This window comes from Candidatus Paracaedibacteraceae bacterium (genome assembly GCA_019636055.1).
Lineage (GTDB): Bacteria > Pseudomonadota > Alphaproteobacteria > Paracaedibacterales > Paracaedibacteraceae > Paracaedibacter.
Map to the genome: position 1 here is coordinate 709,806 of JAHBYH010000001.1, position 20,263 is coordinate 730,068.

Here is a 20,263-nt window from a genome sequence, read left to right on the forward strand (position 1 = left end):
TACTTATTTCTATCTAAAAAGAAAAGACAGACAATGAAAATAGTTTTACTTTATATTTCTCTCGCTCTTGGGCTGCAAACCCAAGATGTCCGGAATGTGGCTGAATTTAAAGATTTTTATGCGTGGGCACAAAGTCCTGATTTTGATGATTTTATTCAAGATACGGTTAAGGCAACTGAAGGGCAAGTTATTTTAAGGTTTGATGATGTGCTCTTTACGGGAACTAAAAGCTTTAGAGATTTTTTTGAAAATGTTGCAAACCAATATAAAATTCGATTTGACCGCATTGAGTTAAAAGGTAGTGACTTAAGTGTTATGCGACCCGAAGACCTGATGTTGTCATTGGCAAATTTGACTCGAATGATTCATTTATGGAATCATATTTTTAAAAACCTTGCTGATAATCAAATAACAATGTATGAACGGATCAATCGCATTGACTCTCCTGAAATACGTACCCAGATGTTGAGGGGGTGGGGAGATAATCTAGATCAGATTATTCGTTATTATTCAAGGTGGATGCCCAAAATCGCCCAGTTTTATTTCGCTGAGAAGTCATGGGTTCGGTTGATTAAGGGATCGGGCATGTTATCCTCTTATGCTGAATCAGCGATCAAACCTGAGTTGTTCAGTGATGATATTTATGGTTCAATCGATCAGTTTGTTCCGACACTTCGTGGTTTAAGAATAGCGTTTAATGCGACAGCGTCCCTTCAGCGTAGCAACTCAAGTCCTATAGGCAGGGTTCCAACGGGTCATCAAGCCGCTAGGAAAGCGTCGGCTACGAATATTAGTTAATACTTATTTTTGAGGTTGGGGATAACTATACGGTTTATTAACCATACTCTTGATCATTTGTATATCAACTCCCTGTTAACTTTTTTCTGAGATTCTGATAGTACATATCAACCCTTTTAATCAGGATGATTATGAACTATCAGGACTCAAAGAACTTCTATAAAGATCAGTGGCACCGACCATTTGGGCGCGTGCGTAAAACTGTTCTTCCAATCCTTGTATCTATGATTGCTATTTTGCTGATAGGCGGGGTGTCGATTGTTTTTATATCCTATTTTGGGGATGGCCATTATTTATATAATTCAGATTTCCTTCAATTGTTGAGGGCTGTGATTGGTGGGACAAGCGTTAGTCTGATTGCGCATTATTTTAGACTTTATAAATCGAGTCAATTTCAATTAATTAAAGTGAGACTTAATTCACAGGAGAAGTACCGTGACTAAGCATATATTTGCATTTATCCGCACATTTATCGTGTCTTCAGTGCTTTCTTTTTTTCTGGGAGCCAGTGCCCTTATCGCCTGTGCTTATTTTCAAGTCATTGATTTTTATCATCAGTTAGATCCGATGTTAATAACCTTTATTTTGATATCAACACTTGTTGGAATGATTCAAGCTGTCCGATCAATATCCTATGATTCTGACTTAAATATGCCTGTTGGTGCGGAATTTGTTCCTGTACGCAATTTGCCTTCGAATATGTCAAGGCGACCTAGAGGTGGGTCGCTCTGATTAAGCTGCTAGATAGCCCTTCAATTAAGGTGTTTACGACGATAACTTTGGCTCCGATAGCTTCGGCCTGACGCATTTTATTTTTAACTTGGGGGTCTCCCTCTGTAACTGCGAGGGTTGCCGGCTTTACCTTTTGAACAAGGTTAAGGTAGTCTTCAAAATTCCTTAGGACCGGTGGCAGGCAAATAATTTGATGGACACATCTGAGTTCACTTAATATTTCGGCTCGTTGGTGTTGTGCGTGAATTGGAGGGCTTTTCTTATTAACACGTATTGATTCATCTGGTTCAAGAGCAACAATGACAGGTCCATGTTCAGCTGCGGCTCTTAAAAAACAAAGGTGACCATAATGCAAAAGATCGAAACACCCCCCAACCAAAACTGAATCTTTTATCGGGGCGTATGGGGTAAAATTATGGATGATTTTGGGAGGGATCATGATGATTTTCCTTGAGTTGTTGAGTTAATTTTAACAGAGAGAAACTTTTTGTGAAGACAGAATCCATTTGATAATCTATGCAAGTGATTTTTGTGTATTAAAATGTTGACTAACTTGTCGATTTTTATTGCATTTTATAGGCCATCTCCGTAACCATAGTAAAGATTATATAGTCAATTTGGGAAGTGGAAGATGATTAAATTAATGGCACTTATGGGACTTGTTGCAAGCGCTTATGCAGATGTGCAGGCTGATAGTCAGCTAAACGTAAAAGAAGAGAAAAAACAGGAGACAAAAATGACAGATAAACTTGTTATTAACGATGAAAAAGTTGGTGATGGTATTGAGGCTTTAGCTGGTAAACTCGTTACAGTTCACTATACAGGCCGACTAACCGATGGTACAAAGTTTGATTCATCTGTTGATCGTAACCAACCATTCCGCTTTATGTTGGGTGTTGGTCAAGTGATTAAGGGGTGGGACGAAGGCGTACAAGGTATGAAAGTTGGTGGTAAGCGTACTCTGCTTATCCCATCCAACATGGCATATGGTGAACGCGGTGCTGGTGCGGTTATCCCACCAAATGCAACTTTGGAATTTGACGTTGAGTTAATCTCAGTCGAGGGATAATTGATCTTATCTCATTTATTAAAAAACCTTCTTGATTTAAGAAGGTTTTTTATTGCCTTTTATCTCCATAATCATTCAGAGAACTTTTCTAGCGCCGTATTGCCGGAAATTGAACTAAAACTCCTTGCTCAGACCAAAAAAATGAATCATTGAAACTATCGAGGATATAATCAGCTTTTGTATATAAATCGGAGAGAAAATCATTTTCTTCTCTTACTTTTTCTAGAAAATCTTTGAAGTGTTGTTCATTTGCCGTGATCTTCAAATGCTGCATGATGATTAAACCATATTTTGTTTGAGATGGATCTTGAATGTTTGAACGATGAATATTTTCTAGAGTATTATACTGAACAAAAATTTGTTTTTGTTGTTCAAAGGTGGGCTCATCATTGGCGCTAACATGACCATTTGCGCAAAGAATTGTTAAAAGAGAGATGGTTTTTTTCATCGAAATATTTTATCTTTTATAAGTTTTTAATAAATTAAATTTTTATTATAGATTGATTAGAGCTATTGTCAATCGTTAAAAATATTGCGTTGCCATCCAAAAAGTTATCCAAAACAATTCATCCTAACGTGAATTCGTTGTATAGCTATTCGGTTTGAGCTTGGAAGTTCATCACATCATTTTCGGCTAGGAATTCTTATTTCTCTAATAAAACGGTAAGAATTTCTTTGTCGGAAATCTAGGAAGTCGTTAGTAAATCTATATCTCCTATCAACCAAAGTTAGGGCTTTCTAACGAAAACCTAATTTTGTTAATCAGAGATGATGTTTTATTCAAGCTGCTCTTATATCGAATTCACATTAGCTTAATGCTATTTCAGCCAGTCTTTGATAGTATCTATGCTTTTAACAGCTTCAAATCTAGTTAACTCATATTCAATTAAACCATGAATCGTAAATGGATCGTTTGCCATTAACTTATCAATATCTGATTGAGACGATCCTTGCGCGATGATAATCCCTCCTGTTCGAGGAATTTGAGGACCAGATACTAAGTAATGCCCATGTGCATAGCATTGATCTAAATAGGCACGATGGTCGGCTAAATGTATGTCTATTTCTTCAATAGGGGCTGTATAGGTGATTTTGATAATAAATAAATTGGTGGACATTAGTTCCTCTTTTGAAAAAAGGACTGATTTCTCAGTCCTTTCGGTTAGTTGCTGTTGGCAGGTGCCCCTACCTCTGTTCCTCTCTTTAGGTTTAAATAAAGCAAGAGAGGGGACGCCAAAAAGATGGATGAGAATGAACCAACCATAATACCAATGAGGATTGGTAAGCTGAAAGATGAAATCACACTGCCACCAAAGAAATAAAGAGCCAGAAGAGACGTCAATGTTGTTGTTGCTGTAAGAACTGTACGGGACAACGTTTCATTCAAGCTTTTATTAATCAATTCACCAAGTTCCATTTTCTTGTATTTACGTAAATTCTCACGAATACGGTCAAAAATAACAATTGTGTCATTGATCGAGTAGCCTGCTGTGATTAGAATCGCAATAATGGCTGTTTCATTGAATTCAAAAGGTAATATCGAAAACAAGGCTAAGATTGCAACGGTGTCGTGCATCAAGGCAACGATACCGCAAACGGCAAACTGCCATTCAAATCGAACTGCAATGTAAATAAGCATGGCTGCCAAGGCAAATAGAACAGCTTTCATACTGTTGTGAACCAGCTCTTCTCCGACTTTTGGGCCAATGGTTTCGATCCGGCGGTAATCTTGATCTTGACCAATTGTTGCTTTAACGCGATCGATCACGGTCTGTTGCGCTTCGTTTTCTGACATGCCTTCGACTGTTTTGCGCTCAACGCGGATGAGAACATCCGTATCCCCGCCAAACTTTTGAATGGCTGTTTCTCCTAGATTTAGGGATTCAAGTTTTTCTCTGAGTTCAGGGACGTTGGGTGTTTCTTTTAAGCGAACTTCAAAGATGTAACCGCCTTGGAAATCAATGCCGTAGTTTAATCCTTTTGTGCTGATCGTAAATAAAGTCGCTAAAATAACCAGTGATGATATGATAAATGTAATAAAGCGAATGCCAACAAAGTTAATGTTAACGTTGCTTGGTACTAAACGAATAAGTGCCATGTTATTAACCTCTTCTTAGATTGGCAAGTTGCTGATAGCACGTTGACGACGTGCCCAAACAATGATGATCAGACGTGTAAGGGACAGGGCCGTAAACAAGGATATAACAATACCCAGAGCCAGAGTGACCGCAAATCCACGGATTGGCCCGGATCCGAACTCAAACAAAACTGCTGAACCGATTAATGTTGTGATGTTCGAGTCAAGAATTGTCATCAAGGCTTTTCTATAGCCGGCATCAATCGCCATGACGGGCTTTACATTGTGCCTGAGTTCTTCTTTTATCCGTTCATAAATCAAAACGTTCGCATCAACAGCCATACCGATGGTGAGTGCGATACCCGCAATACCAGGCAGGGTTAAGGTTGCGCCCAACAAAGACAGTGCTGAAAACAATAAGATCAGGTTAAAGATCAACGCAACGTCAGCAAAGGCACCGAACAAGGAATAGTTCAAGATCATAAAGATTGCCACAAAAATAAAGGCATAGATCGTTGCACGTTTTCCGTCCATAATTGAATCTGCCCCGAGGCTCGGCCCAACGGTTCTTTCTTCAATAACATTTAATGGGGCTGGTAAGGCACCTGCACGCAAGAGAAGGGCTAGTTCTTGAGCTTCTGCGGGTTTAAATCCACCACTGATAAAGGCTGATCCTCCCATGAGAGGCTCTTTAATATTTGGATGGCTGATAACCACATTATCCAAGATAATGGCAAACTGACGATTAACATTGTTTGCTGTGATTTCAGCGAATTTTTTTGCACCGACTGCATCGAATGTGATGGATACGCCCGGAGTTGCTTCGTGGAAGTTAAACTGAGCATCTACGAGGCGGTCGCCCGTTATGGCCACTTGTTTTTTGACAACAACATAACCCTCACGGTCACCATGTTCGCGAGAGCGAAGGACTTCAGACCCCATAGGGACAGCACCTGTCGGTCGACCATTCGCATCAAGTCCAATATTCCCTGCATCATGATCAACCAAACGGAATTCCATTTTAGCTGTTTTACCGATAAGTTTTTTAACTTCAGCAGGATTATCGACACCTGGAAGCTGTAAGATGATGCGATCTGTTCCTTGACGTTGAATCAGGGGTTCTTTTGTTCCGGATTCATCAACACGACGACGAATGACTTCGATGGATTTCTCCAAAGCCTTGGCTTTGACTTTTTGTTCAACTTCATCAGATAACGAAATCGTAACTTTTCCGGATTCATCATAGTTTGTGATTAAATCTGCTGTTGCTTTTCTTAAGGCTGATTTGGCCGTTGTAAGTTGATTTGGATCTCGAAGAGTTACAGTAACACCTCTGCGATCCGGCGTCAGAACAAGGGATGTATATCCAAGTTTTTCTGATCGCAACGCTGTTCTGACTTCGTCAAGTAAGTTATCAGCATAATCTTTTAGAACTGTCTTCATATCGACTTCGAGTTGAAGGTGTGATCCTCCTTGAAGTTCAAGTCCTAGGTTGAATGTACTTTGCATCCATTCTGGCAAGTTTTTACGAGACTCGTCAGAAACCATATTGGGGATAGAAAATACTACCCCAAGGATGCACACAAGAACGATAAGAGCTGATTTCCAGCGTGCGATGTTTAACATGGGATTTTAGTCCTTTTTAACAACGGTCTTGGTTGCTTTCTTAGCCGGAGCCTTTTTGGCCGGGGCTTCGGTTTTTTCTGCTTTTGGTTCATCAGAATTGACAGCTTCTGTTTTTGTCAAGACTTCAGCGATCATGCTACGCGCAACGCGAACTTTTACATTGTCTGCAATTTCAACAAGAAGTTCAGAATCAGATGTTACCTTGTTCACAAGGCCAATTAACCCGCCGTTTGTGACAATACGATCGCCACGGCGAATTGCAGATAACATGGATTGATGTTCTTTCATTTTCTTTTGTTGAGGACGAATCAACAGAAAATAGAAAATCACAAAAATCATAATCAACGGCATAAATGCCATAATATCAAAGCCACCTTGAGCCATTTTTTTCTCCTCTAATAATAAATTCTAGCTTAGTCCAGCATGGTTGCAGGGTCAACAGGGGTTTTCCCCTTATTGATTTTAAAGTGTAGTTGTGGTTCCTTGACGTTACCTGTTTTACCAACCGTGCCAATTTTTTGTCCTGCTTCGACGACATCGCCGCGTTTGACGGTAATTTGGTCTAAGTGAGCGTAAACTGTAATCATCCCTTTGTCATGACGAATCAAAATAACTTTTCCATAACCGGGAATTTGTTCTGTTCGACTAACGACACCATTGTTAGCAGCCTTAACTGGCGTACCTTTAGGGGCTGTAATATTAATACCAGAATGTCCGCCTTTACCCGATGAAAATCCTTTGGCAATTTTTCCGCGGACGGGCCAGCTAAAGAATGCGGCTGATTTTGGTGATTGGCCTAATGGTTTATAGGTTTTTTCTGAATCGTTGGCATTTTGCTGAGTGATGGAATCGTCTTCTGATGTTGATGTTACCTCTTCTCCTTGCTCTATACTTTGAGGGGCACCTAATTCTTCGTGATTTTCAGGTGTTTCTTCTGTTCCTGGTAGAGGGGCTAGTGTGTTTACCTGAACATCACCTTGTTGGGGGGCATCCTCGGCTGGGGAATAAAACTCATCGTGACGTTTAGCTGAGTGAGCGCCAACCAACAGCTTTTGGCCGACAACAATACGATAAGGGGGTTTCATGCCATTTAGACGAACCAATTCACGTTTATCAATATGATATGATTTTGCAATGCTGGCGATTGTCTCGCCACGCCCCACAACGTGATAGGGACTTTGGTAGGTGTCGTATTCAACATCGGCTGGTCCGCCTTTTCTGGTTGAACATCCAGTTAAAGCACTGGCTGCCAGCATGACGATCATCAAATTACGCAGCTTCATTATTATATTCCTTTGAAAATACTTCGTTCAGTTTAGTTAGAGATTTTTCGTGAGTAAAGTCAAGCGATAATGGTGTGATTGAAATAAAACCATTTGCGATAGCATCCAGATCTGTTCCTGCTTCACCTGAACCGTCGTGGTTGACAATCCCCACCCAGTAGTATTTTTTTCCGCGTGGATCGACGCACTCATGAAGTTCGTCTTGGTAGGTTCTCTGACCTTGACGAGTAACGCGGATGCCTTTGACGGAGAGGGCAATAACATCAGGAACATTAATGTTAATTAACGTATATGGATCAAGTTGAGTCTTGATAAGGTGTGACAGGATATCAGGAACATGCTTTTCTGCTGTTGACCATTTCGCAGGATGCCCTTTATTCACACACAAACTGATAGCAATCGATGGAATGTGGAGAAGAGATCCTTCCATCGCGGCCGCTACGGTTCCTGAGTAAGTGATGTCTTCGGCAAGGTTTGCACCGTGGTTGACCCCGGACAAAACGAGGTCAGGAGCTTTATCTTTTAAAAGGTGATTGACTGCGAATAAGACGCAATCAGTCGGCGTTCCTGATAAGGCATATTTCTTGTCAGAAATTTCTCTCACACGAAGGGGGTCTCTTAATGTTAACGAATGAGCTGCCCCGCTTTGGTCAAGTTCGGGGGCGACAATCCACACATCGTCCGTCAATTGACGAGCAATGGTCTCAAGGGCTTTAAGCCCCGGGGCATTAATGCCATCATCATTACTTAATAAAATGCGCATAATGACATTATATTGCCCTAAGACATTGTCGTCAAGTTTCGGGAAATAATGAATAAGGGTTGACTTGTTGTTCTAGTCAAGCGCAGGATTTCTCATCGGATTTTGGCTTAGAGATCCATCTTCTGGTGTCGATGATGAACTGCTGCTAGCTTTATTCATATTGTCCAGAAGAGATGGTGTTGGAAATGAATGACTTGATATAGATCGGCTATGTCTGGGTTCTTGGGGAAAGCTGATGGTGCAGAGTTTATTTAGTGCTCTGATTAACTCTGGTGGAACATCATTGCTATTTTGTGTGTGCTTAATTTTTTCAAGCAACTCGCGGATTTTTTCTTTACATTCTTTTCTACTGGTTAATCCCTCTAGAAAACCATCACTGGACATATGGTAGGTATCGAGTATGTCGTTATCCGCGTTTGACCAAACCGGCTCACTTGAACGAGGAGAAGAGTCTGGAGATGGGGTGCTGGATTGTTGTGATGATGTTGATGCGGTGTCGGAAGATGTTGCTTGGCTTGATCGTTTTGAATCAAATGTTGTGTGATTAATCGGATGTTGTTCTTCACAGAGCTTGTTCGCTAAAATTTGAATGGCTCCGCAGTTAATAGCCGCTACTCCCCTTTTTTCACGCTTTTTATTTTCTTTGGTGCATGAGTCAAATTGTTTTTGAGCTTTTTTCATACAAGCTGCATAATCGTCTTTTTTTGCATGGCCATTTGTTGATAGAGCTATTGTTAGGATGAAAAGAGCTGAAGCTTTGTAAGTCATATCGAATCTCATAAGTAGGTTACATATTCTACACCTATTATAATTGCTCGATGATTAATGAGGCGTTAATTTTGATGAAAGTATTGTCATTCATATTAGCCATTGGACATGGTAACTGCGTCGCTCACGTACTAAGTGTACGCTTTGCTTCTTGTTTCTGCTTCTAATCTCAACTTGAATAACTATAATATCAAAAATAGGGGGGCCTGTTTCTAGTTCTTTTGGATAACGTCAACCCCGCCCATATAAGGAATTAATACGTCCGGTACTTTGATGCTTCCGTCTGCTTCTTGGTAGTTTTCTAAGATTGCGACCATCGTGCGACCAATCGCTAATCCCGAGCCATTTAATGTATGGACAAACTCATTGGCTGGTTTCGGGTTATCAGCTGTGGCAGCTGGTTTGAAACGAGCATTCATACGACGGGCTTGGAAGTCCCCGCAATTCGAACAACTTGATATTTCGCGGTATGTGTTTTGACTTGGTAGCCACACTTCAAGATCATAGGTCTTTTGTGCTGAAAAGCCCATGTCGCCTGCACAGAGTGTTAGAACGCGATACGGCAATTTCAGAGCCTGTAAAATGTGTTCTGCTGCCTGAGTCATCCGTTCATGTTCTTCTTGCGATTTACTTGGGTGAACAATGCTAACCAACTCAACTTTTCCAAATTGATGTTGGCGAATCATACCACGGGTATCACGACCGGCGGCTCCTGCTTCTGCGCGGAAACATGGTGTGTAAGAGGTAAAGCGAAGAGGGAGTTTATCTTCAGCGAGAATTTCTTCAGCCACAAGGTTGGTTAAGACCACTTCGGCGGTTGGGATCATCCAATAGCCGCTTGTCGTTTGGAATTGGTCGTCTTTAAATTTAGGAAGCTGGCCTGTACCAAACATGGTTTTATCGTTAACTAAAATTGGGGTATAGACTTCGGTATAATCAAACTTTGATGTGTGTACATCGATCATGAACATAGCCAAAGCTCGTTCCATACGCGCGAGTTCTTGATAGAGGACGACAAAGCGAGATCCTGTTAGTTTTGCAGCAACTTCAAAGTCCATTTTTTCAAGCGCTTCGCCCAAATCATAATGGGCTTTAGGCTCAAAATCAAATGAACGGGGTTCGCCAACTTTGCGAATTTCAACATTAGCGGATTCATCCAGTCCATCCGGGGTATCGGCACCGACTAAGTTGGGAAGACCGGAAACTTCGTCGTGAAGTTGTTGGCTAAGTTCAGCTGATTTTGCCTCAAGCTCTGTAATTTTTGATTTTATGGTGTCGGCTTCGGCTGCAAGAGCTGTTGTATCTTGGCCTGTGCGCTTGGCTTCGCCAAATGACTTTGCAATCTGGTTGCGTCGAGACTGGAGTTCTTGCAATTCTGTTGTGATCGCTCGGTTGGCTTCATCAATCTTTAATATGCTTCCTGAGACGGGATCTTTTCCTCGGCGTTTCATGGACGCATCAAGAATTTCAGGATTTGATCGAATTAATTTAAGATCATGCATGGTTCTGTTCTTTCTTTTCACGAATTGCTTGAACCCGTGCAACCGCAATGATTGACAGGCCGTACAAGAGTACTAATGGTGCTGCAAGTCCAACCATGCTTAAGATGTCAGGCGGGGTAATAACAGCGGCCACTGCAAATATACTTACCACAGAAATACGCCATTTTTCAATGAGCCCTTTTTTTGTTACCATGCCGAGACTCGCTAAGACGGTCAATAAAACAGGGAGCTGAAAGCTAATGCCAAAAGCCATAATCAGGCGCATTACAAAACTTAGATATTCTGAGACTCTTGCCTCTAATTGAATGGGGATGGTACCAGCACTGCCGGCAACTTCAAAGCTTAGAAAGAACTTATAGGCGTTGGGAAATATGACCCAATAGGCAAATGAGGCTCCCATTAAGAAAAAGAAGGGGGTGGCGATAAGGACTGAACTTAAGATTTTCCGTTCATGGAGGAATAAACCAGGTGAGATAAAAAGCCAGATCTGACTAGCTAGATAGGGGAACGTGATAAAAAAGCCAGAGAATAAAGCAACCTTAATATAGGTTAAAAAAGCCTCGGTTAATCCGGTATAGATGAGTTTGCGTTCAAGTCCTAACTCGCTCAAAACATGGTGTAGGGGAGTTAGGAGGAAGTTAAAAATATGATCTGAGATACCGTAACAAGCACAAGATATAATAAAAAAAGCAACCAAGACACGAATGAAGCGTGTGCGTAATTCAATAAGATGGCTGACTATTGGTTGAGGTGCATCATGGTCAGGACTTGTCATCATCTTTGTCCTTTGGGGTATCTTGGGCAATATGGTCAATGTACTCGCGCCATTCAGAAGTCAGGATGCGAATTTTTCCAACCCAACGTCCAATAAAACGTAAGACTACAGGAATTTCTTTGGGGCCTAATAGGATGACAGCAACTATGAGCAATAGCGCATAATGAGACCAAGCAAAGTCAAACATTACTTTTCCTTATTGTCTTTCTTTATCTCGTCTTCTTTTTCGCCCTCTTTCATCCCATCCTTAAAGGCACGAATCCCTTTGCCAAGATCGCCCATGACTTGGGGGAGTTTGCCTACACCGAAAACAACCAGAACGATGATCAGCAGTAAAATTAAATGTCCAAAACTAAATCCCATAACGAATCCTTGATAGGGGGTGGTAGTTAATCTTGAGGCTAGTATAGCCTTGAAATATCAATAAAATAAAGAATTATTCGCTGTGTGTTCAGCGTCTGAGTAAGTTAATCTTACCTAGCTTGCTTTTTTAGCGCATACAACGTATCTAAAGCTTGTCGAGGCGATAGGCTGTCCACATCCAGGGACAAAAGTTGACGCTCTAACTGGCTGACCGTTGTTGTGGCTACAACAGGCGTGTCTGGTATGGTTATGTCGTTTCGTTCTGATTCAAGGCCTGACAATATGCCTGTTGCGCGGTGGATAACAGATTCGGGAAGACCGGCTAATGCTGCTACATGAATCCCATAAGACTTATCGGCTGAGCCTTCGATGACTTCGTGCATGAAGATAACTTTTCCATCCCATTCTTTGATGCGAACGGTGAGGCATTTTAATGTTGGAATCTTATCTTTGAGTTGAGTCAATTCGTGGTAATGGGTGGCAAATAATGTTCGGCTGTGGTTCGTCTGACAAATATGCTCTGTGACGGCCCATGCAATGGATAGGCCGTCATAGGTTGCTGTTCCGCGGCCAATTTCGTCTAGAATGACAAAAGAGCGTTCGGTTGCTTGGTGCAAGATTGCGGCTGTTTCAACCATTTCAACCATGAAGGTTGATCGTCCAGAGGCAAGGTCATCAGAGGCGCCAACGCGCGAGAATATGCGATCAACAATCCCAATCTGGGCGCTAGTTGCTGGGACATAGCTTCCCATTTGGGCTAAAATGGCAATTAGAGCATTTTGGCGCAAGTATGTACTTTTACCAGCCATGTTAGGCCCCGTGATCAAAAACATTTTTGTGTCATCATTGAATCTGCATGAATTGGCAACAAAGGATTCTTCGCTTTTTGCTTTCAGGAGATCCGCGATGACAGGGTGAAATCCGCCTTCCACATTAAAGGCAAGGGATTCATCGACAACAGGACAGCAAAAATTCTGATGTTCTGCTAATTGGGCTAAGGCTGCTGAGACATCGATGGCTGCCAAAGACCGGCAACAACGCAGGATATCGTCGGTTACTTGTTGGATATCTTGGACAAGATCGGCAAAAAGCCGGAGCTCAATTTCCATAACTTGTTGGGCAGCTCCTGTGATTTTCCGCTCGAGTTCAGCGAGTTCCGGTGTTGAATAACGCAGAGATGACGCCAATGTTTGTCGGTGGATAAAATCATCAGGGATTTTGTTGGCATGGCTTGGTGTCACATCGATGTGGTAGCCAATAATATTGTTATGTTTAATTTTTAGTGTGGTAATGCCTGTGCGTGCGACATAGTCCGCTTGCAGTTGAGCGATATGATCTTTAGTATTGTCTCGCAAATAGCGGTAAGTATCGAGTTCACCGTGGAATCCTTCGCGGATAAAACCACCATCGCGTGTATAAAAGGGGAGCTCATCAGCCAAGGCACGATTGAGTTTGTCAACAATAGGGGTATGATGACCTAAACGTTGCAAGTGTTTGCCTAAGCCAGATGATGTTTCAACACCATCAAAGTAATGACGGATCTGCATAGCCATGGCAAGCCCATCACGTAGACACGCGAGATCTCGCGGAGATCCGCGCATCATATTGATCCGAGACAAGGCTCGCTCCATATCCGGTGTCTGCTTTAGGCAATCCCGAACATGATTACGTTCATTTTTATTCTGGACAAAATACGTCACATTGTCTTGACGCTCTTGGATAGCGACAAGACTGAGGAGGGGGGCTGCCAACTGCATGCTAAGGAGGCGACTGCCCGCAGCCGTGACGGTATAATCGATTGTCTCAAGTAACGAGCCCTGACGTTGTCCTGACTGAGTCAGGTGAAGTTCAAGGCTTCGACGTGTCGGTGCATCGATTGTCATGATGGAGTTTGGTTTGATCTGACGCGGGCGATCCACCAGACGAAGGGACGCCTTTTGTGTGACGTGGATATAATCAATCAAGGTTCCGGCAGCGCGAATCTCTGCTGAATTAAATGTGCCAAAGGCATCAATTGTTTTGACTTTATAAGCACTTTCCAGACGTAATCGCCCATTTTCAAGATCAAATCGAGCAAGAGGCAGGGGCGAGAGTTTTTTCTTCCACTGGGCCAAGTGATCGTACAAAGTCGGTTCCATCATCAGGCGGTCAGGGATAATAATTTCTGCCGGATTAAGACGAGATAAAACACCGGGAAGGCCAGACATATCGGTTGATTCAACAAGAAAGGCTCCGGTCGAAAGGTCAATGCACGCAATCCCAATTTGATGATTGGTGACAGGAGAGATGGCAATTAGAAAGTTACTTTGCCGAGCTTCGAGGAGATTCTCTTCGGTAATTGTTCCTGGCGTGACAACACGAACGACATCGCGTTTTAGAGGGCCTTTGGCACCGCGCTTTTTAGCTTCAGCCGGGTCTTCCATTTGCTCGCAGACAGCAACCTTAAATCCTTTTTGAATTAATCGAGCCAGATACGACTCATAAGCGTGGGCAGGAACGCCGCACATGGGGATATCTTCGCCTTCGTTCTTGCCGCGTTTGGTGAGGACAATATCTAGAGCTTTTGCTGCGGTAACCGCATCTTCGAAGAACAACTCATAAAAATCTCCTAACCGAAAGAACAGCAGGGCATCGGGATACTCCTGTTTCATATCTTGATACTGCGCCATAACCGGGGTCAATTTGACGGTTTTTTCTTGTGGTTTTTGTTCAATTGGTTGTTGGGCAGGGGCAGAAAATAGATCGACTAGCACCTCTCCCCTTGAGGGAGAGGTCGCTCGAAGAGTGGGGGAGGGGGGCTTAAGTTCCATAATTTTTTTAAGATAAAGTTACTTTAGTTTAAGGTACTGAATCTAGAAAAAGAAGTCTAGGAATAAGTGTTTAAGTCCGTTTTATGTCGTCCTTAGGTTTGCGCGTGACATTGATTCTTGTTCCGAGAAGTGGGGTTTGTGTCCAAAGCAAGGTCATGACATGGGGGGTGATAAGAAAGATCGTTATCTGAACTATTGATGTGTTTGAATGCTGAGTTAAATAGGTACGTATTTCGCTGTAGGAAAAATACCGAAATATACTGAAATAAGATATAATATTGTGCTTAATGAGGTCGGGGCCTGTTTGGGATGCCAACGTGTAAGGAAATATGCAAATATTTTGCGCTATAAAAATTATGATTGAAAAATATAGATTTTTAATTGGAGTGATGTTTTTAAAGACGTAATGTTGTGTATATTCATTTCCGAATGTTGTTTTTACAGCATCATAAACTAAAACAAAGCTAAGGGTGTAGGTTGTATATAAAAAATAAGGTATAATCGATGAATGATCTAGTTCGAAGTAACTGTTTATGAGATTCAATATGCCAGCGAGTAAGGATGTTTCACTTAAAGGGTTCTGTGTGTTGCTGCGTCCTTCTCCCAGAGATAAAAATAAGCTAAGTACTAGAGCAAAACACGGGTATAGCATTAACAGTGATAAGGTATATAAAAATACCTTAGGCTAATCGCCCGTCCCAGGTTTAGGGCCTCCATGAACGTTATTTTTTCAGAGAGACTGAGTTTTTTCGTAGGTGTCATATATACTTTACCCCTCAAACTTATTACTGCGTGGGAAACCGATTGGTGCGAGGCGGCCTAGGGTTGCGCGGCGTCCTTTCCACATGAGGAGGTCTTTTTCCGTAGTACGCTTGCCATTTCTGCTCCAGCTAAGCCCTTCTGTCTCACTAAATATTTTAATATCGCTGAGGTTGCCTTGGCGGTATTTTTGGATCATGACGCCGCGACCACGGGATAGGGACGGCATATCAGAGACCGGAAAGACCAAGAGTTTACGGTTTTCACCGATACAGGCGATCATGTCGCCAGTGATCTCGAGGCAGGCCATGGCTTTTGCACCCTCATCCCCCAGGGTCATCACTTGTTTGCCTTGACGGGTCTGGGCCATCACATCGTCGGTTGAGACGATGAAGCCGCGTGAGTCCGTTGAGGCCAGAAGGTATTGTGTGTTTTGACCAGGCTTGACAACGCTGAGGTTTAAGATCTCTTCATTATTATCCAACTCGATCATCATGCGAATCGGCTCGCCGTGCCCGCGTCCACCCGGGAGTTTATCAACCCCAATGGTATAGAATTTACCGTTTGTCGCAAACACAAGAATTTTATCCGTTGTCTCGCCCTGAATGACGGATCCAGGACCATCGCCTTCTTTGTATTTGATGTCATCCGGGTTAACGTTGTGTCCCTTGATGCAACGAATCCATCCCATCTGAGAGCAAACAATCGTCACATCTTCGCGCTCAATGACAGCCTCGATTGGGATGATGACCGCCGATGGGGCTTCGGCCAAGGTTGTGCGACGTTTGCCAACAGGGGTATCAAGACCGTATTTCTTTTCAATGGCTTTGATGTCGGATTTAATGCGTTTCCATTGTAGATTTTCTGTTGCGAGTAACGTTTGTAGATCTTCGCGCTCTTTTGTTAAATCTGTGTATTCTTGACGGATCTCAATTTCTTGGAGTTTACGTAAAGCCCTGAGGCGCATGTTCAAAATCGCTTCAACCTGATTGTCGGTGAGGTTGAATTTTTCGATCATATAGGTTTTGGGCTCGTCTTCTTCACGAATGATGCGGATCACTTCATCAATATTGAGATAGGCAATCAAATAGCCTTCTAGGATTTCAAGGCGCGACGTAATCTGATCAATGCGGTGATTCGATCGGCGGACTAAGACATCTTGACGGTGGTTCAAAAAGGCCTGCAGCACGTCTTTTAAGGACATAACCTTTGGTGTACGCCCCCCATCAAGAACGTTCATATTGAGGGAGAATCGGGATTCAAGATCTGTTGCTTTGAACAGGGATTCCATCAAAACCTCAGGATCTACATTCCGGCTTTTCGGGACAAGGACAATGCGAATGTCATCGGCCGATTCATCACGAACATCATCCAGAAGCGGTAATTTCTTAGCGTTTAATAGTTCAGCGATTTTCTCAATTAGTTTAGACTTTCCAACCTGATAGGGGATTTCTGTAACGATAATCTGATAGGTTCCGGCCTTTTGTTGTTCGGTTTCCCAACGTGCTCGCATTCTAAAGCTGCCGCGGCCTGTCTCGTAAGACCTAAGCATGGATTCAGGGGATTCAACCAAAATTCCCCCTGTTGGAAAATCAGGGGCGGGGACAAATTGCATCAAGTCGGCAACTGTACAGTTTGGTTTATCAATCAGATGAATCATTGCTTGACACAGTTCAGCCAAGTTATGGGGCGGGATGGAAGTTGCCATACCAACGGCAATACCACTGGCGCCATTAGCAAGAATGTTTGGGAAGGCTGCCGGGAAAACCAAAGGCTCATCAGCTTCACCGTCATAGGTTGGGCGGAAATCAATGGCGTTTTCATCGATCCCTTCCATCAACATCACAGCAAGGTCAGTCAGGCGAGCCTCAGTATACCGCATGGCGGCGGCGTTATCCCCGTCAATGTTCCCAAAGTTGCCTTGACCATCAATCAAGGGGTATCGAACAGAAAAGTCCTGTGCCAATCGCACCAGTGCATCATAAATGGCTTGGTCGCCATGGGGGTGAAACTTACCCATGACGTCACCAACAACACGAGCGGACTTTTTAAATGGAGAGTTTGGATTTAAGCGCAATTGCTGCATGGCATAAATCAGTCGACGGTGCACAGGCTTAAGACCATCGCGAACATCAGGCAATGACCGTGAAATAATGGTCGATAAGGCATAGGCTAAATACCGGTCACCCAGCGCCTTTTCAAAAGGGACGTCATTAATTATCTCAGCTACTTTGGTCATGACTCATCCGTTCAGTAATGTACATATATTTAGTATATGCTAACTTACCCCCTATGAATCAAGAGTTTTGGTCGAGGTGTTTGGGGTGGTGGTGTGATAACGTCAATTCAATATAGGAAGATCCGGTGACTATTTGAACGCGTTATTTCCGTATGTTCAATTTAATAGGGTATTGTTCTTCAACGCCAACGTTTCTTTCCATCGCTCTTGCGCAGCTATGGCGTCACGTAAAGACAGGCCAAAAAACAAGTTTCCTATGAGTATACGTTCAAGTGAACTTAAGTTTTTAGTATTACGGTCAACTGTTTCATTCCCCCCAAAGACAAGCTTATTTAGAATATTGGACATAGTAGTTTTATCTTTACTATTTTCTTTTTTTATTTCGTGAAGAATAGTCCTGAATTGAACCTCATCGATTGTTTTGAAGTCTTTGAATTGTAATATATGTTGGGATATTTTTTTTAGTACATAGTTTATTTGCTCTAGATAAAGAGGGAGTAAATCATCTCTTTCTACGGTTATTGATGGAAAACTACCACCGTATTCATGAAAGTTAAGAAATAAGTATTGAACTAAATCATTGTCGATGACAAGATGATTCAAAATCAGCTCTGGCATTTTTAAAAACCAAGCAGGATTATTTTTAAATATCGAGAAATGATTACCTAAATCATGCCAAGTTGTACTAATAGGACCTCTGAATATATCTGCATCAGCAGTTGCATCTGGCCTGCTGACATACATGATTGGCCATACGCCGATAATTATTCCTGCATCAATAGTTGCTTCGCCATAAATGCCGTCAAAGTCAATGAATTTGGTGTGTAGAGGGAACGCAAATATTCTTTGCTCTGAGAAAGGGAAGCTTTCTTTTTGCGCATCAATATCTTGTTGTAGTATCATAAAATCACCAGTCGCTCCATAATCCACGTTCTCCGAAGCATAAACAAGCTTCCCCATGAATTCCAGATAGTCCATGCAGGTGTATGACTCTTGATTATACTCTTGAAAGAGGCGAGTCATCCGTTCTAAGATTTGTTGGCTCTTTTCCTGATCATTTCTGTAATACTGGGAAATTCCCATGCGAAAAACGAGAAAGTCGTTATCCATATATCTCTTTATAATCGGTAGTTTTTTTGTTCTATAGTTGTTTTGTAATTGTTCTGGATATTTTGGATCATCCATGGGGAGGTTGGGCAAGATATCCGGGAGAATATCTGTTACAAGTTTTTCTAACGCATCAAGGCCAACCTTGTATTTTTCATCAATTTTGGCATCTTTGAACTTTTGTATGACCGCAATTTTTTGTTGCATTTGGTCTTTAATAAAATCTGCATTAGCTAAGCCAATCATGAAAATAAAAGCTGATAACTTGATTAAGGTATTCATAGATGTAACTCCGGAAATTATTCAAGTAGTACAAGTATGGTGTATAAGTTTTAAAATTTGGTTAAGGTAACGTGAAATTAATCTCTATACTCAATCAAACGCAATCATCCTTTCCGACTAGCAAAGCTATAATTTAAAAGAAAACCTTAGCTGTACAGCCACATTGGTCATAGAGGTTGGAAATCTCTCACTTTACAGGTTGTATTTCGCTGCTTGAAAGGGCATCCTGTAAATGTCGTCCTACAAGCAATAAATCTATGAAAAATTTTTCTGATCGTGTTAGATTTTTAGAATTATGATCGATTGTTTGGCCATTTCCAAAGATTAAATTATTCAAAACGTCATAAACGGTAATTTGATTTTTATCTTTATGTTGTTGGGTTGCTGTTTCCTGAAGTATACCATTAAGCTGATTTTCATTAATTTTTTTAAGGTTTTTAAACTGGGGGATATGATGAGATATTGCTGTTAATACAGAGTTTATCCTGTCTATATAAAACGGAAATAAATCAACCCTATTAATTTTAATGTCTGAAAAGAGAAGATCTCCGTCATTAATACTACGCATTTGATCATGTATGGCGCTACCTAATCCCGTGCCCTCAATCAATCTGTCCATAAATCTTATTTCTGGACCAATTAAATTTGAAAGGGAATCGTCTTTCTTATAGATCAAGTTATCCAAAACGTCATAAAGGGTAATTTGATTTATATCTTTATGTTGCTGGGTTGCTGTTTCCTGAAGTATACCATTAAGCTGATTTTCATTAATTGTTTTAAGATTTTTAAACTGGGGGATATGGTGAGATATTGCTACCAACACAAAATTTATCATCTCTATATAAAAAGGAATAAAGTCAGTTCTATCAACAGTAAGATCAGAAAAATTAAGACCGTCTTCATGAGTTTTCTTGAATAAATATAATACCACGTCGTTGTCTATGGTCAGGTAGTTCAAGATAAAGTTCGGCATTTTTAAAAACCAAACAGGATTATTTTTAAATCTCAAGAAATGATTATCTAAATCATGCCAAGTTGTATCAATTGGACCTTTGACTATACCATCATCAGCAGTTGCATCTGGCCTGCTGACATACATGATTGGCCATACGCCGATAATTATTCCTGCATCAATAGTTGCTTCGCCATAAATGCCATCAAAGTCAATGAATTTGGTGTGTAGAGGAAAGGGTAGGACATACTGATCAGGGAAATTGTCTTTAGCTTCTTTTATGTATTTAATGGTATTGTGCGTGCCTGCATGCTGGCCCTGTTTATAATCCAGATTCTCCGAAGCATAAACAAGCTTT

Annotated in this window: 21 protein-coding genes; 4 read left to right on the forward strand and 17 right to left on the reverse strand. The window is 41.6% G+C overall.

All coding sequences use genetic code 11. The features are described 5' to 3' along the window. Nucleotides 1-33 precede the first annotated feature (33 nt). The 3 genes from KF820_03385 (at nt 34) to KF820_03395 (ending at nt 1,530) form a co-directional block, all read left to right on the forward strand. On the forward strand, nt 34-798 hold the full coding sequence (locus tag KF820_03385; GenBank protein ID MBX3457387.1) for a hypothetical protein: 765 nt from the start codon (nt 34-36) through the stop codon (nt 796-798). A 131-nt stretch (nt 799-929) separates the two neighbouring features. After that, nucleotides 930-1,241 (forward strand): hypothetical protein, encoded by a 312-nt coding sequence (locus KF820_03390; GenBank protein MBX3457388.1) that lies wholly within the window; start codon nt 930-932, stop codon nt 1,239-1,241. After that, nucleotides 1,234-1,530, forward strand: a complete 297-nt coding sequence (locus KF820_03395; protein ID MBX3457389.1) for a hypothetical protein — start codon at nt 1,234-1,236, stop codon at nt 1,528-1,530. The genes KF820_03390 and KF820_03395 overlap by 8 nt, the downstream gene beginning before the upstream one ends. Here the strand turns inward: KF820_03395 and KF820_03400 are convergent. Further along, on the reverse strand, nt 1,511-1,969 hold the full coding sequence (locus KF820_03400; protein MBX3457390.1) for an adenylyltransferase/cytidyltransferase family protein: 459 nt from the start codon (nt 1,967-1,969) through the stop codon (nt 1,511-1,513). The two genes, KF820_03395 and KF820_03400, sit on opposite strands and share 20 nt — an antisense overlap. A gap of 297 nt (nt 1,970-2,266) precedes the next feature. Here KF820_03400 and KF820_03405 point away from each other — a divergent pair, with 297 nt between their 5' ends. Then, entirely contained in the window at nt 2,267-2,599 is a 333-nt protein-coding gene (locus KF820_03405; GenBank protein MBX3457391.1) for an FKBP-type peptidyl-prolyl cis-trans isomerase, read from the forward strand. Nucleotides 2,600-2,687: 88 nt separating this feature from the next. On the opposite strand, the gene KF820_03410 is transcribed toward KF820_03405, so the two are convergent. From KF820_03410 to KF820_03485, 16 genes are all read right to left on the reverse strand, one after another. After that, a complete protein-coding gene (locus KF820_03410; GenBank protein ID MBX3457392.1) occupies nt 2,688-3,047 on the reverse strand; it encodes a hypothetical protein in 360 nt (119 codons plus the stop codon). 370 nt (nt 3,048-3,417) lie between these two features. Beyond that, complete coding sequence (locus tag KF820_03415; GenBank protein MBX3457393.1) at nt 3,418-3,717, reverse strand: GTP cyclohydrolase; 300 nt, start codon at nt 3,715-3,717, stop codon at nt 3,418-3,420. 44 nt (nt 3,718-3,761) lie between these two features. Beyond that, nucleotides 3,762-4,697, reverse strand: a complete 936-nt coding sequence (gene secF / locus KF820_03420; GenBank protein ID MBX3457394.1) for a protein translocase subunit SecF — start codon at nt 4,695-4,697, stop codon at nt 3,762-3,764. 15 nt (nt 4,698-4,712) lie between these two features. Further along, complete coding sequence (gene secD / locus KF820_03425) at nt 4,713-6,302, reverse strand: protein translocase subunit SecD (protein MBX3457395.1); 1,590 nt, start codon at nt 6,300-6,302, stop codon at nt 4,713-4,715. Between the two features lie 6 nt (nt 6,303-6,308). Next, complete coding sequence (gene yajC / locus KF820_03430) at nt 6,309-6,686, reverse strand: preprotein translocase subunit YajC (GenBank protein MBX3457396.1); 378 nt, start codon at nt 6,684-6,686, stop codon at nt 6,309-6,311. Nucleotides 6,687-6,715: 29 nt separating this feature from the next. Next, nucleotides 6,716-7,585 carry a M23 family metallopeptidase gene (locus KF820_03435; protein ID MBX3457397.1) on the reverse strand — a complete coding sequence of 290 codons (870 nt, stop codon included), beginning with the start codon at nt 7,583-7,585 and terminating at the stop codon, nt 6,716-6,718. Then, nucleotides 7,572-8,348, reverse strand: coding sequence for a 5'/3'-nucleotidase SurE (gene surE / locus KF820_03440; protein MBX3457398.1), 777 nt, complete (start codon nt 8,346-8,348; stop codon nt 7,572-7,574). The genes KF820_03435 and surE overlap by 14 nt, the downstream gene beginning before the upstream one ends. Before the next feature lie 72 nt (nt 8,349-8,420). Further along, nucleotides 8,421-9,116: a hypothetical protein gene (locus KF820_03445; protein MBX3457399.1), complete on the reverse strand. Its 696-nt coding sequence runs from the start codon at nt 9,114-9,116 to the stop codon at nt 8,421-8,423. A gap of 212 nt (nt 9,117-9,328) precedes the next feature. Then, a complete protein-coding gene (serS, locus tag KF820_03450; GenBank protein ID MBX3457400.1) occupies nt 9,329-10,618 on the reverse strand; it encodes a serine--tRNA ligase in 1,290 nt (429 codons plus the stop codon). Further along, nucleotides 10,611-11,393, reverse strand: a complete 783-nt coding sequence (gene tatC, locus KF820_03455) for a twin-arginine translocase subunit TatC (protein MBX3457401.1) — start codon at nt 11,391-11,393, stop codon at nt 10,611-10,613. Before tatC ends, serS begins: the two co-directional genes overlap by 8 nt. Further along, complete coding sequence (locus tag KF820_03460) at nt 11,380-11,580, reverse strand: hypothetical protein (GenBank protein ID MBX3457402.1); 201 nt, start codon at nt 11,578-11,580, stop codon at nt 11,380-11,382. The genes tatC and KF820_03460 overlap by 14 nt, the downstream gene beginning before the upstream one ends. Beyond that, nucleotides 11,580-11,756 carry a twin-arginine translocase TatA/TatE family subunit gene (gene tatA / locus KF820_03465; protein ID MBX3457403.1) on the reverse strand — a complete coding sequence of 59 codons (177 nt, stop codon included), beginning with the start codon at nt 11,754-11,756 and terminating at the stop codon, nt 11,580-11,582. Before tatA ends, KF820_03460 begins: the two co-directional genes overlap by 1 nt. Nucleotides 11,757-11,866: 110 nt before the next feature. Continuing rightward, complete coding sequence (gene mutS, locus KF820_03470) at nt 11,867-14,566, reverse strand: DNA mismatch repair protein MutS (protein ID MBX3457404.1); 2,700 nt, start codon at nt 14,564-14,566, stop codon at nt 11,867-11,869. A 769-nt stretch (nt 14,567-15,335) separates the two neighbouring features. Then, a complete protein-coding gene (gene parC / locus KF820_03475; GenBank protein MBX3457405.1) occupies nt 15,336-17,564 on the reverse strand; it encodes a DNA topoisomerase IV subunit A in 2,229 nt (742 codons plus the stop codon). Nucleotides 17,565-17,720: 156 nt separating this feature from the next. Beyond that, nucleotides 17,721-18,953 carry a hypothetical protein gene (locus KF820_03480; GenBank protein MBX3457406.1) on the reverse strand — a complete coding sequence of 411 codons (1,233 nt, stop codon included), beginning with the start codon at nt 18,951-18,953 and terminating at the stop codon, nt 17,721-17,723. A 187-nt stretch (nt 18,954-19,140) separates the two neighbouring features. Next, the coding region (locus KF820_03485) for a hypothetical protein (GenBank protein ID MBX3457407.1) at nt 19,141-20,263 on the reverse strand (1,123 nt) is incomplete at its 5' end.